The organism is Pseudogracilibacillus amylolyticus (SeqCode) (assembly GCF_051918545.1).
Lineage (GTDB): Bacteria > Bacillota > Bacilli > Bacillales > Amphibacillaceae > Pseudogracilibacillus.
The window spans coordinates 1-13,884 of the sequence record NZ_JBPPZG010000096.1 but is presented as its reverse complement, the minus strand read 5'-3'; the positions used below and the strand labels follow the sequence as shown (position 1 = coordinate 13,884).

The 13,884-nt window shown below is 34.5% G+C and carries 15 protein-coding genes; all 15 read left to right on the top strand.

Annotated elements, in window-relative coordinates; translation table 11 throughout:
- The first annotated feature begins 340 nt into the window (after nt 1–340).
- Nucleotides 341–925 carry a YphA family membrane protein gene (locus ACPYKA_RS11705; RefSeq protein WP_479542460.1) on the top strand — a complete coding sequence of 195 codons (585 nt, stop codon included), beginning with the start codon at nt 341–343 and terminating at the stop codon, nt 923–925.
- Between the two features lie 82 nt (nt 926–1,007).
- The gene (gene der, locus ACPYKA_RS11700; protein ID WP_479542459.1) at nt 1,008–2,318 is read left to right on the top strand and encodes a ribosome biogenesis GTPase Der; all 1,311 of its coding nucleotides are present in this window, start codon (nt 1,008–1,010) and stop codon (nt 2,316–2,318) included.
- Nucleotides 2,319–2,331: 13 nt separating this feature from the next.
- Nucleotides 2,332–3,357 (top strand): NAD(P)H-dependent glycerol-3-phosphate dehydrogenase, encoded by a 1,026-nt coding sequence (locus tag ACPYKA_RS11695; protein WP_479542458.1) that lies wholly within the window; start codon nt 2,332–2,334, stop codon nt 3,355–3,357.
- A 70-nt stretch (nt 3,358–3,427) separates the two neighbouring features.
- The gene (locus ACPYKA_RS11690) at nt 3,428–3,685 is read left to right on the top strand and encodes a stage VI sporulation protein F (RefSeq protein WP_479542457.1); all 258 of its coding nucleotides are present in this window, start codon (nt 3,428–3,430) and stop codon (nt 3,683–3,685) included.
- Nucleotides 3,686–4,298: 613 nt separating this feature from the next.
- Nucleotides 4,299–4,496, top strand: a complete 198-nt coding sequence (locus ACPYKA_RS11685; protein ID WP_479542456.1) for a DUF2768 domain-containing protein — start codon at nt 4,299–4,301, stop codon at nt 4,494–4,496.
- A 12-nt stretch (nt 4,497–4,508) separates the two neighbouring features.
- Complete coding sequence (locus tag ACPYKA_RS11680) at nt 4,509–5,228, top strand: hypothetical protein (RefSeq protein ID WP_479542455.1); 720 nt, start codon at nt 4,509–4,511, stop codon at nt 5,226–5,228.
- A 175-nt stretch (nt 5,229–5,403) separates the two neighbouring features.
- Nucleotides 5,404–6,882 carry a stage IV sporulation protein A gene (gene spoIVA / locus ACPYKA_RS11675; RefSeq protein ID WP_479542454.1) on the top strand — a complete coding sequence of 493 codons (1,479 nt, stop codon included), beginning with the start codon at nt 5,404–5,406 and terminating at the stop codon, nt 6,880–6,882.
- A 669-nt stretch (nt 6,883–7,551) separates the two neighbouring features.
- The gene (locus ACPYKA_RS11670; RefSeq protein WP_336259944.1) at nt 7,552–7,827 is read left to right on the top strand and encodes an HU family DNA-binding protein; all 276 of its coding nucleotides are present in this window, start codon (nt 7,552–7,554) and stop codon (nt 7,825–7,827) included.
- A 255-nt stretch (nt 7,828–8,082) separates the two neighbouring features.
- A complete protein-coding gene (locus ACPYKA_RS11665; RefSeq protein ID WP_479542453.1) occupies nt 8,083–8,859 on the top strand; it encodes a heptaprenyl diphosphate synthase component 1 in 777 nt (258 codons plus the stop codon).
- A gap of 3 nt (nt 8,860–8,862) precedes the next feature.
- Nucleotides 8,863–9,567 carry a demethylmenaquinone methyltransferase gene (gene menG, locus ACPYKA_RS11660; protein ID WP_479542452.1) on the top strand — a complete coding sequence of 235 codons (705 nt, stop codon included), beginning with the start codon at nt 8,863–8,865 and terminating at the stop codon, nt 9,565–9,567.
- A gap of 35 nt (nt 9,568–9,602) precedes the next feature.
- Entirely contained in the window at nt 9,603–10,580 is a 978-nt protein-coding gene (gene hepT, locus ACPYKA_RS11655) for a heptaprenyl diphosphate synthase component II (protein ID WP_479542451.1), read from the top strand.
- A gap of 260 nt (nt 10,581–10,840) precedes the next feature.
- Complete coding sequence (ndk, locus tag ACPYKA_RS11650; protein WP_479542450.1) at nt 10,841–11,287, top strand: nucleoside-diphosphate kinase; 447 nt, start codon at nt 10,841–10,843, stop codon at nt 11,285–11,287.
- A gap of 70 nt (nt 11,288–11,357) precedes the next feature.
- On the top strand, nt 11,358–12,128 hold the full coding sequence (locus ACPYKA_RS11645) for a CheR family methyltransferase (protein ID WP_479542449.1): 771 nt from the start codon (nt 11,358–11,360) through the stop codon (nt 12,126–12,128).
- Nucleotides 12,129–12,158: 30 nt separating this feature from the next.
- Nucleotides 12,159–13,325 carry a chorismate synthase gene (gene aroC / locus ACPYKA_RS11640; RefSeq protein ID WP_479542448.1) on the top strand — a complete coding sequence of 389 codons (1,167 nt, stop codon included), beginning with the start codon at nt 12,159–12,161 and terminating at the stop codon, nt 13,323–13,325.
- Between the two features lies 1 nt (nt 13,326).
- The coding region (locus ACPYKA_RS11635) for a 3-dehydroquinate synthase family protein (protein WP_479542447.1) at nt 13,327–13,884 on the top strand (558 nt) is incomplete at its 3' end.

Here is a 13,884-nt window from a genome sequence, read left to right as displayed (position 1 = left end):
AGCGAAGGAAATACACGGAGACTCCTGCAGGAGGAAAGGCCTAGGTGAGACAACGCAGTGCGCAGCACAAGGAAGGCTCATCAGCCGCCTGCGGAAAGCGCAGTGTATTTCCGTAGCGGTAGAGACTATCACTATTCGAACTTGACTGCACAGTTTATGGAAAAACCAATCCGAACTATCCCAAACTTTTTCAATTAAAGTTTGGATCATAGTTCGGATTTCTCTATGAACAAAACTCTTTTGTCCCTGTTTACCATGCAAATGTATATTCAATCACTTTCTATTAAAAGTATAAAGCTTATTTAATTCATACATACTGTTATGATAGAAGGTGATGTAAATGAATGAAGAATTTCTTTTTTATTGGCTAATGTGGATAATTTTTATTATCGTTTATTTTTTTATGGATACTGGAAGGAAACGCACACTATTTTTGTTTTGGATATTAATAACAATCATCACTACAAATATGTCTTTAAACATCAATGGTGTTTCTGTTTCTATAGCATTCCTATGCTTTTTATTAAGTGTAATCATTTTTTATGTAACCGATGTTTTTTCTATTTATAAAATGATCGCCACATTTCCCATTATGATAGGATATGTTTCCTTACTCATGTGGAAAAAAATAACACCAATATGGTTTTTTATGCCTTCCTACTTTATGATACCAGTTCTTAGTGTAGTAGTAGTTTCGTTTCTTTTACCAAAACAATATGAACAAATAACTGCAGCACTGGTTGGAATAACATTCGGTCAACTGATTTATGAAATGATTGTCATCAGTTATCGATTAAATAATATTATTGGAGAACATACATTTTTTATTCATATAAGTATTACAATACTTTTGCTCATCATCATACAATTTATTCAGACATGTCTATTTACAATTTCAAATAAATTTCGGAGAAACGTAGTATAAGAAGATAGAACAAATTGTGATAACTTAACGATTTTGATAAAATGAATAAAGATTTGAATTAATTTAGGAAGGATGTCCTTTCATGAAAAAAGCTACAGTAGCAATCGTGGGAAGACCTAATGTAGGAAAATCAACAATATTTAACCGTCTAATTGGAGAAAGGGTTTCCATCGTAGAGGATATACCTGGAGTGACGCGAGATCGCATCTATGCGGAAGTTGAATGGTTGTCTACGCATTTTAACATTATTGACACTGGCGGAATTGAAATAACAGATGAACCTCTGTTATCAAAGATTAGACATCAAGCCGAGATAGCAATTGAAGAAGCTGATGTTATTATCTTTTTAGTTAATGGTAGAGACGGTGTAACAGCTGCCGATGAAGAAGTAGCAAAATTACTATATAGATCAAAGAAACCTACCGTTTTGGCTGTAAATAAAATAGATAACCCGGAAATGCGCGATCGAATTTATGAATTTTATGCACTTGGATTTGGAGATCCTTACCCAATATCAGGAACTCATGGGTTAGGTTTAGGGGACTTATTAGATGAAGTAATTCGGCATTTTCCCGAGGTCGATGATGAAAAAGAAGATGATGAAGTAATATACTTTAGTGTTATAGGACGTCCAAATGTTGGTAAATCATCTTTAGTAAATGCGATACTAAACGAAGAACGGGTTATTGTGAGTGACATTGAAGGAACCACAAGAGACGCTGTCGATACGTTCATACATAAGGATAATCAAGACTTTGTTATTATCGATACAGCTGGAATCAGAAAACGAGGTAAAGTGTACGAATCAACAGAGAAATATAGTGTTCTCCGGGCTTTAAAGGCGATTGATCGCTCAGATGTAGTACTCGTCGTTATTGATGCAGAAACAGGAATTCGTGAACAAGATAAAACAATTGCAGGATACGCTCATGATGCAGGAAGAGCGATTGTAATCGTAGTAAATAAATGGGATACGGTTGAACCTGGAGAAAAAGTGATGAAACAATTTGAAGAAGATATAAAAGATGAGTTTCAATTTTTGGACTATGCACCTATCGTCTTTTTATCTGCAAAAACGAAAAGACGTCTTCAAAGATTAATACCAATTATTAAACTTGTCAGCGAGAGTCACACGAAGCGAATTCCAACAAATGTATTAAATGATGTTATTATGGATGCACTTGCTGTAAATCCAACTCCTACAGTAAAGGGAAAACGACTTAAAGTACTATATACAACACAAGTTGCTGTGAAACCACCAACTTTTGTTGTGTTTGTTAATGACCCTGAAATAATGCATTTTTCTTTTAAACGTTTTATTGAAAATAGAATTAGAGAATCTTTTGGTTATACGGGTACACCAATAAAAATTATTGCTAGACAAAGAAGTTAAAGGAGAATTGAATATGAGAAAAGTTGCAGTATTAGGTGCAGGAAGTTGGGGAACTGCTTTAGCTATCGTCTTGGCGGATAAAGGGTACGACGTTAGGTTATGGTCGCATCGAAAAGAACAGGTTGATGAAATTAATATTTCCCATACAAACAATCGTTACCTGGACGTTAGTCTACCAAAGAGAATTAAAGCTTATCATGAAATTAAAGACGCAATAAATGAAGTTGAGGCGATTTGTTTTGTCGTTCCTTCAAGTGCGATTCGGGAAGTTTGCAGATTGGTTCGAGATGATTTGCCAGAAGATGTTACAATCGTTCATGCTGCCAAAGGAATAGAACCCGAAACGTTTAAAAGAGTCTCAGAAATAATTGGTGAAGAAATTCCAGCATATCAAACGGATGATATTGTCGTATTATCCGGTCCAAGTCACGCGGAAGAAGTTGCTCTACGTCACCCTACTACCGTAACAGTTGCCGCTAAAAATGAAAATAGAGCTAAATTTATCCAAAGCCTTTTTATAAATGAAGCTTTTCGCGTTTATACGAGCTCGGATGTCATTGGAGTTGAACTTGGAGGTGCATTAAAAAATATTATTGCATTAGGGGCCGGAATATCGGATGGTCTCGGTTTTGGAGATAATGCTAAAGCAGCATTAATAACTAGAGGGTTAACGGAAATTACAAGACTTGGAACAGCGATGGGTGCAAAACCATTAACGTTTCTTGGTTTGTGTGGTGTTGGGGATTTAATTGTAACCTCTACAAGCGTTCATAGTAGAAATTGGCGAGCAGGTAATTTATTGGGGAAAGGTAACTCGTTAGACGAAGTGTTAAGTAAAATGAATATGGTTGTGGAAGGGGTTAGAACTACAAAAGCAGCGCATCAATTAAGTAAAAGTATGAATGTAGAAATGCCGATTACGAATGGTCTTTATGATATTTTATTTAATGATAAAAAACCTAAATTTGTTGTTGAGCAACTGATGAATCGGGATAAAAAACAAGAAATGGACGATTTTTCATCGATAAATGGTTCGTGATAAATAACATAAACATATTAAACTTTCCCTGCATATACTACTTTTGAGAACGCAGGGAGGGGAATGTATCTTGGATCAAAATGCAAAAAAAATAATGGAAGAAATTGAAGACAGATCAAATATTTCGATTGATGAAATATATAATATTGCACATTCGATTCAATTTGATGACTTATCGGACGAAGCGACGATTAGGTCTCTTGTTCGTCGTTTATCAAATCTAGCAAATCGACCAATTTCCAAAGATAAAGAAAATCAGATTGTACGTTCCATAATCAACAATGAAATTCCGTCATCAATGGATTCATTACGAAGATTTTTTGATTAAAATCGCTTAACATGGGCTAGAGAAGATACAATTTAAAAACCATATGCATATTATAAAACGCAACAGTAAACTTCAAATAGAGATGCTGGGTATTGTTTAGTCGGTCTGGAATGGCTTATCGTGAGTCATTCCAGATTTTTATTGGCAGATAAGAAAACTTTCTTGACTCGCTCACTGGCTAAAAGCGCGACGTAAGTGCAACTCATACTCTCGCCAAGACTTGGAGATAAGCCAAGTATTCTAATTAACATGGAAAATGAGGCATTTTTGTGTCTAAATACACCAATATTTCATCGACTAGGAAATGATATTTAACATAGTTACAGTGAATCATTCATGTAATGATAGATAAAGTTACGTAAGGCAAAAGAGGAACAGAATACAGTATTAATTGCGATGAATAATCACAGGAGCCGGAGATCGCTACAAAAGCTGACCAAAGGAAATTCAACTCTAGGAAGTACTCTCTTATTCTGTAAATTGCTTGTCGGTTAGTTCTTTCCGCAACTAGTCTATCGTAATAGCAACGTTACAGTTTAGTTTTTTGCTTGATTTGATATAATGGATGAGGAATAATAACTTTTAGACATTGGACAGGCGTAGGAGTGAAAAAATGAGCGCAGCAGAAATAAAAGAAATTATATCTTTCGTAGGGATTGGACTCCTTATTTTGGCAATTGCTCTTATCCAATTAAGTAGAAGGAAATTGCAAGGAATTTTTAGTATAATTATTTCCATTCTAGCTTATATTTGTTTTATTGCAGGTGGATTAATTGTTTTATTTATTGTTATAAGTGGACCAACTGGTTAAGGGGGCATCAATGTGAAAAAAGCATACATCATATTTATCGGTCTATTAATAGTTGGTTTATTAACTGGCTGTTTATATCCACAAAATGAATTAGCTAAAAATCAAATCCCAAATGAAGCGCAATTAGACATGGTTCAAACAGCAGTTTTGCAATATGTAGAAGAAACGAACGGATTAGTTCCGATAAAAACAAAATCGAGTGATGTTGATATTTATGAAAAATATTTGATTGATTTTTCTCTATTAAAAGAACATCAATTGTTATCAGAAATACCCGGTACTGCTTACGAAAATGGTGGAGTATATCAATACATAATTGTGACACCAGAGGATGATCCAAGGGTTAAATTAATCGATTTAAGATTGACAGAAGAAATTAGATCAGTAAATGTTAAACTAGATATTTACCGTTCTAAAAACATTTATCCTCCTTTTGGTGAACAAATTGCTCCAGATCTTTATAAGTTAAATTATAAAAAATTAGGATATAAATCAGAACCACATGTTATTAGTCCTTATTCAAATGAAAACTTACCACTTCTTATAGATACAGATGGTAAAATTCATATTGACTATCGTATTGATCTTAAACAAGCCTTGGAAGAGTTTGATCATACCTATCAAACAGGAGACGATATCAGGCCTATACTTGAAGATCATTATCCATTCGTACCGGCATATTCTTTACCGTATACGGTAGAAAATAATGAACCAGTTTTTTTAAATAAATAATTAGTCTATTTTCCCCCTTGTAGCATATGGTGTTACAAGGGGTTTTTCTATGGATTAAATACATAATGTTTATCATATTTCAAGTCATATTTTAATCGGACAACATCATAGACTTATATTAGTATCGGACTTATGGGGAAAATTTTGTTTGTTATTTGGAAGAGGAGGGAACCACTTGGATAAGATTGATATTTTTAAAGATATTTCTAAACGAACGAACGGGGATGTTTATTTAGGAATAGTCGGGGCTGTTAGAACAGGTAAATCAACTTTTATCAAACGTTTTATGGAATTAGTTGTTTTGCCAAATATCACAGAGGAAAATGATCGGATCCGTGCACATGATGAATTACCTCAAAGTGCTGCTGGCAGGACGATTATGACAACAGAACCAAAATTTATTCCAAACCAAGCAGTATCAATCAATATTGAAGATGGATTAGATGTGAATGTTCGCCTTGTTGATTGTGTTGGATACGCAGTTGACGGAGCGAAAGGATTTGAAGATGAAGATGGTCCTAGGATGATTAATACCCCATGGTATGAGGACCCTATTCCATTTCATGATGCTGCAGAAATTGGAACGAGAAAAGTAATTCAGGAGCATTCAACTATCGGTATTGTAATTACAACAGACGGAACCATTGGGGATATTCCAAGAGCTGATTATGTTGATGCAGAAACAAAAGTAATCCATGAATTAAAGGAAGTTGGAAAACCGTTTATTATGATCGTTAATTCCGCCCGTCCTACTGATAAAGATACCGAATTGTTACGCCAGAGATTGGCGGAAGAACATGATGTGCCGGTTTTATGTATGAGTATTGAAACAATGAATGAACATGATGTATTTAATGTATTAAGAGAATCTTTATTTGAATTTCCAGTACTTGAAGTAAACGTCAATTTACCGAGCTGGGTAATGGTTTTACATGATAATCATTGGCTAAAACGCAATTATGAAGAAGCAATTCAAACGACAGTTAGAAATATTAAACGATTAAGAGATGTAAACAGTATCGTTAATGAATTCTCTGAATACGAATATATTGATCATGCAGAGATTTCGGGTATGGAAATGGGAGAAGGGATTGCAGAAATAGATTTATTTGCACCACAAAATCTATATGAAAATATATTAAAAGAAATCGTTGGAGAAGAAATTCGAGGAAAAGATCATTTACTTGCATTAATGCAGGATTTTACACATGCTAAGCGAGAATATGACCAAATTGCCGGTGCATTGCAAATGGTTAAGCAAACCGGTTATGGTATTGCAGCTCCTTCTGTACAAGATATGGAGCTCGATGAACCAGAAATTATTAAACAAGGATCTCGCTTTGGAGTTAGACTTAAAGCAGTAGCACCGTCCATCCATATGATTAAGGTGGAAGTGGAATCTGAATTTGCACCAATTATTGGAACAGAAAAGCAAAGTGAAGAACTCGTCAAATATTTAATGCAAGATTTTGAAGAAGATCCTCTATCGATTTGGAACTCAGATATTTTCGGACGCTCACTTAGTTCTATTGTGAGAGAAGGGATACAAGCAAAAATATCTTTAATGCCTGAAAATGCTAGATATAAATTAAAAGATACCCTAGAAAGAATTATTAATGAGGGATCAGGAGGATTAATAGCAATTATTTTATAACAGCTAATTTAGCTGTTTTTATTTGGCAGATAAGAAAGAAACTTTCCTAATGCTCACTGGCTAAAAGCTCGGGCGTCCTGGGACTTCGCTTACTCGTCCCATCGAAGGGCATTTGCTCTTTCGTTCGTCCCACCGTAAAGCATTTGTCTCAGGCGTAAGTCACTAGCACGTCAATCACTCGTAAGTGCAACTCATACTCTCGCCAAGGCTTGCACTCGCTAGCATAAGTGCAACATCACCTCTGGCTTTCGCCAATCTGAGGAAGGCCGACTAAGAACAGGCTTTGCGCCTGACGTCGGCATACCCCTTTGAAGGGGCATGTTTTCTTTAACGATAAGCCAAGTTTTCTAAGAAATATTTATCCAGTTTTTTTAATGAAAAATCAAAATATTGTGATGAAATTATTACGGCAAAGGTCACGTCTGTGCGTGATTTTTGCTATTTTTTTGTAAAAATGGAGCAATTTTTAAAGGCTTTTAAAAAAGTTGAAAAAAAAACGTATAAATTCACTATTTTATGTTGAATTTTATGATAAAGTCAGTTAGTATAAGCTTTATCATCAGTTTATTGCCAAACGAAGTATAAAAAACGGCAAATTGGTGAACAAATGGGAATAGCTTTATAATTTGTTAATAAACAAATTATATTTTTTGGGAGGAGGTGAATGTCATGAATAAAACAGATTTAATCAATGCTGTAGCTGAGAAGAGTGAATTATCCAAAAAGGATGCTGCAAAAGCAGTTGATGCTGTATTTGAATCTGTCATGGATTCACTTAAAGATGGAGAAAAAGTTCAAATTATCGGATTCGGTAATTTTGAAGTACGTGAACGTTCTGCCCGTAAAGGTCGCAATCCTCAAACGGGTGAAGAGATTGAAATTCCTGCAAGTAAAGTTCCGGCATTCAAAGCTGGTAAAGCTCTAAAAGAAGCTGTAAAAAGCTAATTTTACATAGAGCAACAAAAAATTAGGGTGCGTCCTACAACGTACCCTTTTTTATTTTGTTACGTTACCATCCTCGGGATAGAAATAACCAACCTCTTTCTATAATTATTGACTTTGTTGAGAAAATAAGTGATAGTAAGTAGGAATTAATCAAAATTAATATTCTAATTATCCATTCTCGCTTCATGATTATAAATTATGCTATACTATTAGTAATGATTGCATGAAAGGGCATAGGTGGTAGGCGTGCACATATTGAGTAAAGAAGCAAATCAATTAAAACATATGATCGAGAATAAAATAAGTCATTCATATGTGGAAAAATATATTCAGAAGCCCTTAATTGATTATGATAAATTATACATTTTACATTATCTTTATAAGGATCTTGAAATTTCATCTACTAAAAAACAGCATTATATGACAACGATTATGCTCGTGCAAATTGCTTTAGATACACATGAATTAGTTCCTAATGGGAATTCAAATAATATGAAAAATATTGAAAAGCAACTATCAGTCCTAGCAGGGGATTATTATAGTGGATTATATTATATGCTTTTGTCCGAGATAGAAGATATTGATATGATCCGAATATTAGCAACAGCAATAAAAAAAATTAACGAAAAAAAGATGATATTATATTATGAAAATGTTCAAACAAGCGATGAATTGGTAGACACAATTAGAGACATTGAATCTCTCCTATTTGCAGAAGTTACATCATTTCTTAAGGATAAATATGAACTCATTCCAATTATTAAAGAATTATTATTAATCAATAGACTTAAGAAAGAAAAAGAAAAGATCGAAATGAATCAGTATTCTCCTATTGAAGATTACTTAAGAAAGTATTCATTAAATGCGAACTATCGATCGGTGCTAACTGAACTTGAGGACAATATAGATTTAAGGAAGCGAACATTGGATAAACTAACATCTGCTTTACCTTATAGATTTGGATCATTCAAAAATATGGTTACAAATAATCTTAAATTATCTTACAATACGTCAATAGCGGAAGAAGGGTAATGCATGACAGAAAGTTCAAAGGAAGAAAGAGTCCATCACGTTTTTGAAAAAATTTATAATAAGTATGATTCGATGAATTCTGTTATTTCTTTTAATCGACACATAGCGTGGAGAAAAGATGTAATGAAACGAATGCAAGTACAAAAAGGAAGTAAGGCACTTGATGTATGTACAGGTACAGGAGACTGGGCAATTTCCATGGCAAAAGCTACTGGTATTGAAGGTGAAGTGACCGGTCTTGATTTCAGTAAAAACATGCTCAAAGTTGCACATGAAAAACAAAAAGAAGAACGATTAGAGCAATTGAATTTTATTCATGGAAATGCAATGGAACTCCCATTTCCTGATGAGACATTTGATTATGTAACGATTGGTTTCGGCTTACGAAATGTTCCTGATTATGAAACAGTTTTAAAAGAAATGTATCGTGTAACCAAGTCAGGAGGGAAAGTTGTCTGTTTAGAAACGTCACAGCCGACTTTGATAGGCTTTAGGCAATTATATTTCTTTTATTTTCGTTTTATCATGCCAATGTTCGGAAAACTTTTTGCGAAAAGTTACAAAGAGTATGCCTGGTTGCATGAATCAGCAAGAGAATTTCCAGATAAAAATGAGCTCAAAAAAATGTTTCTTGAAACAGGTTTTTCCCATGTTGCTGTTAAAACCTATACTGGTGGAGTTGCAGCCATGCATATGGCGACAAAATAACAGCCGTAGAAAAGATAGTAAAAAAGGTGAAAAGTATGAAACTTGCGAATATTTATGGATTTTTAAGGAAAGACTTACAAGATATCGAAAATTCATTAACAGAAACAATCGAGGCAGAACATCCGATATTGCGTGAGGCTTCCTTACAATTATTGCGTGCTGGCGGGAAACGTATCCGTCCAGTTTTTGTTTTGTTATCAGCTCAATTTGGAAATTATAAACAAAATATCGAACAAATTAAATCTGTTGCAGTGGCATTAGAACTAATCCATATGGCAACGCTTGTTCATGATGATGTAGTTGATGATGCTGAGTTACGAAGAGGAAAACCTACAATTAAACATCTATATGGCAACCGTGTGGCAATGTACACCGGGGACTATATTCTTGCCCGAGCTCTCGAAGTAATTACAACTGTAAGTGTTCCTGATGTACATCACTCCTTATCAAAGACGCTCGTCAAAGTTGTAGAAGGAGAAATTGCCCAAATTGAAGATAAATATAATGTTGAGCAAGATTTAAAAAAATATCTTAAAAGAATTAAAAGAAAAACTGCTTTATTAATTGCAACTAGCTGCAAGCTTGGAGCAATCGCTTCCGGTGCACCTGCACAACAGGCAAATCAGTTATACCGTTATGGGTATAATGTCGGTATGTCATTTCAAATTATTGATGACATTCTCGATTTCACTGCTTCACCTGAAGAGTTAGGTAAGCCAACTGGAAGTGATCTAATTCAAGGTAACATCACACTTCCGACTTTGTTTGCTATGAAAGACCCTGATTTTTTACATGAAATCAAGGAAGTGTTTAAATATGAAAAAGAAATTAACGAAGTAGACATGCAAAATATACTACATTTATTACATAAAACAGATGCAATTGAAAAATCGTATCAATTAAGTAATTTGTATTTACAAAAAGCATTGCAATCTATTAAACCTTTACAAAACAATAGAGCAAAAAAGACATTACAAACAATTGCAAATATAATTGGAAAAAGACGATTTTAGAGGATGTTCAAAAAGTCCGGTGAAAATGACACTGCGAATTTCTTCGTTGGCTTGTTTCTCCGCTGCTCATGTATCTAAATGCATACATTCCACTGCTCGAAACTGCGCCGCCTCGAACTTCTTGGTCTTTTTCATCCTCCTTTTTGAACACGTACATTTTAGTTTAATTGTATTATTTGACATAATTTGATAAACTTTTTAACGATTACATTAAAAAAACTTATATTTACTAGTTGGTAAAAGAAAAAGGAGAATAGATGATGGAGAAAACTTTTATTATGGTAAAACCAGATGGTGTTCAAAGAGGATTGATCGGTGAGATTGTCAATCGTTTTGAACAAAAAGGCTTTTCATTAGTAGGAGCAAAATTAATGCAAATATCTCAAGAACTTGCAGAAAATCATTATGGTGAACATAAAGAACGTCCTTTTTTTGGGGAGTTAGTTGATTTTATTACATCAGGTCCAGTCTTTGCAATGGTTTGGGAAGGTGAAAATGTAATAAAAACATCACGATTAATGATTGGTGCAACAAATCCACAAGAAGCAAATCCAGGATCAATCCGTGGAGATTATGCAATCACAGTTGGTAAAAATATTATCCATGGTTCCGATTCCGCGGAAAGTGCAGAGCGAGAAATTAATCTATTCTTTAATGAAAGTGAACTTGTTAACTACGAAAAACAAGACAAAACTTGGATCTACTAATAACTGTTTTTGGCCTCTGTTTTATACGGAGGCTTTCTATTATTTATCTTAAATAAAGGCTGGTTATACGTTGGGGGATTATAATAGTTTTGTAAATAAAGTAAATGATGAATTTGGGATCGATTTAAATTTATATAAAGAAGCTCAAATGAAAAGAAGACTTACATCATTACGAAACAAAAGAGGTTTTACTGACTTTTCCAGTTATTATTTAGCTCTTTCACGTGATGACGTATTAAAAAATGAATTTCTTGATCGGATGACGATAAATGTTTCTGAGTTTTATCGTAATCCAAAACGCTGGGATGTATTAAGAGATAAAATTATCCCTGAATTAATAAAAAACAAAAAACATATTACAATCTGGAGTGCAGCATGTTCAACTGGAGAAGAACCTTATAGTTTGGCGATCATGTTGCAAGAACATTTTAGTAATATAACATATTCTATTATTGCAACAGATATTGATGAGAAAGTACTTTTAAAGGCTAAAGAAGGTATTTACCATCCTTCTGCTTTGAAAGATTTACCAGCTCATAAAAAGTCAAAATACTTTCTATTTAAAAACAATAAGTTTCATATAAATGAAAAACTAAAAGCTTCCATTTCATTTAAGAAACATAATTTGCTAAAAGATCCATATCCATCTGATCTTGATTTAATCGTTTGTAGAAATGTACTTATTTATTTTACTGATCCTGCTAAGAAATTAATTTATACTCGTTTTGGCGAAGCTTTAAATCCAAAAGGTTTTTTATTTGTTGGAAGCACGGAACAAATTTTTAATCCGAGTGAATTTCAATTAACACTTTTTGATACATTTTTTTATCAAAAAAATTAACATGACTTGCAAAAGAAATGAGGAATGATGATGCGCTACTTAACTTCAGGGGAGTCTCACGGAAAAAAAATAACGACAATTATTGAAGGTGTACCTGCTCGCATGCCACTGTTAAAAGCAGACATTGATAAATCTTTGTTACGTAGACAGAAAGGGCACGGTCGTGGTAGAAGAATGCAAATTGAAAAAGACTTAGTAGAAATTACAAGTGGTGTCCGCCATGGCTATACATTAGGTTCACCAATCGCTTTAGTTGTTAACAATGATGATTTTAAAAGTTGGGTAAATATTATGGGGGAGGATCCAATTGACGATGACGAGAAGGTTCGTCGTGTTGTGACTCGTCCTAGACCGGGGCATGCTGATTTAAATGGTGCACTTAAATATGGTCATCGTGATATGAGAAACGTACTGGAAAGATCTTCTGCGCGTGAAACTACTGCTCGAGTCGCAGCTGGTGCTGTTGCTAAAATTATGCTCCAACAATTAGGGATTGAAGTAGTTGGATATGTGAAAGAGATCGCTGGTATCAGAGCAAAAGAAATTGAGGACTTAACGATTCAAGAGAGAATGGAAATTTCTGAAGCATCACCTGTACGAGTATTAGATAAGGATGTTGAACAGGAGATGATGGATCGAATCGATCAAGCGAAAAAAGATGGTGACTCCATCGGTGGTGTTTGTGAAGTTTATGTCGAAGGAATGCCTGCCGGGATTGGTTCTTATGTTCACTATGATAGGAAGCTAGATGCCAAGTTGGCAGGTAGTGTCATGAGCATTAATGCTTTTAAAGGAGCAGAAATTGGGATCGGATTTGAAGCAGCTCGAAAAAATGGCTCAGAAGTTCATGATGAAATCTTATGGGATGAAGAAAAAGGCTATTACCGCAGAACAAATCGTCTTGGTGGTTTTGAGGGTGGAATGACTACTGGAATGCCTCTTGTAATAAAAGGTGTAATGAAACCTATTCCGACCCTTTATAAACCTTTGCAAAGTGTAGATATTGATTCAAAAGAACCATTTAATGCAAGTATCGAACGTTCTGACTCATGTGCTGTTCCAGCAGCAGCGGTCGTAATGGAACATGTCATTGCTTTTGAATTGGCGAAAGCATTAACGGAACAATTTACAAGTGACCAATTTCCTCAGCTTAAAAAAGCAATCGAAGACTATCGCGAAGAAATAAGGTGCTTTTAAAATGAATGAATTGAGTATTCAAACATCTACTCATTCATATTTCGTCCATATTGGAGATAATCTTCGTTTTCAGTTACAAGACCTTATCGAACAGGATTATTCATCGATCCTAATTATTACTGACGATAAGGTTGCTTCCTTATACTTAGATGATGTTTTGTCTGCTTTAAAAGGACAGCGTGTCTTCCAATCTATTATTAAAAATGGGGAAGCATCTAAAGATATACATCAGTTTTATCACCTCCAAACAGAAGCAATGAACTATCACTTAGATAGAAAGTCACTAATTATTGCTCTTGGAGGTGGGGTTGTCGGTGATTTGGCAGGATTTGTAGCAGCTACCTTTATGCGAGGTATTGATTTTATTCAAATGCCTACAACAATACTTGCACATGACAGCAGTGTGGGTGGAAAAGTAGCAATTAACCATGAATTAGGGAAAAATATGATTGGAAGTTTTTATCCACCGCAAGCTGTCATTTATGATGTGAACACGTTAAGTTCTTTACCGGAACATGAAGTACGTTCCGGTTATGCAGAACTTATTAAAGAAGCATTT

Coding starts and splice junctions, on each gene's coding strand:
- ACPYKA_RS11685 (WP_479542456.1), top strand. CDS start 4,299: ATGAGCGCAGCAGAAATAAAAGAAATTATATCTTTCGTAGGGATTGGA.
- hepT (WP_479542451.1), top strand. CDS start 9,603: ATGAAACTTGCGAATATTTATGGATTTTTAAGGAAAGACTTACAAGAT.
- ACPYKA_RS11670 (WP_336259944.1), top strand. CDS start 7,552: ATGAATAAAACAGATTTAATCAATGCTGTAGCTGAGAAGAGTGAATTA.
- menG (WP_479542452.1), top strand. CDS start 8,863: ATGACAGAAAGTTCAAAGGAAGAAAGAGTCCATCACGTTTTTGAAAAA.
- der (WP_479542459.1), top strand. CDS start 1,008: ATGAAAAAAGCTACAGTAGCAATCGTGGGAAGACCTAATGTAGGAAAA.
- ACPYKA_RS11695 (WP_479542458.1), top strand. CDS start 2,332: ATGAGAAAAGTTGCAGTATTAGGTGCAGGAAGTTGGGGAACTGCTTTA.
- aroC (WP_479542448.1), top strand. CDS start 12,159: ATGCGCTACTTAACTTCAGGGGAGTCTCACGGAAAAAAAATAACGACA.
- ndk (WP_479542450.1), top strand. CDS start 10,841: ATGGAGAAAACTTTTATTATGGTAAAACCAGATGGTGTTCAAAGAGGA.
- ACPYKA_RS11705 (WP_479542460.1), top strand. CDS start 341: ATGAATGAAGAATTTCTTTTTTATTGGCTAATGTGGATAATTTTTATT.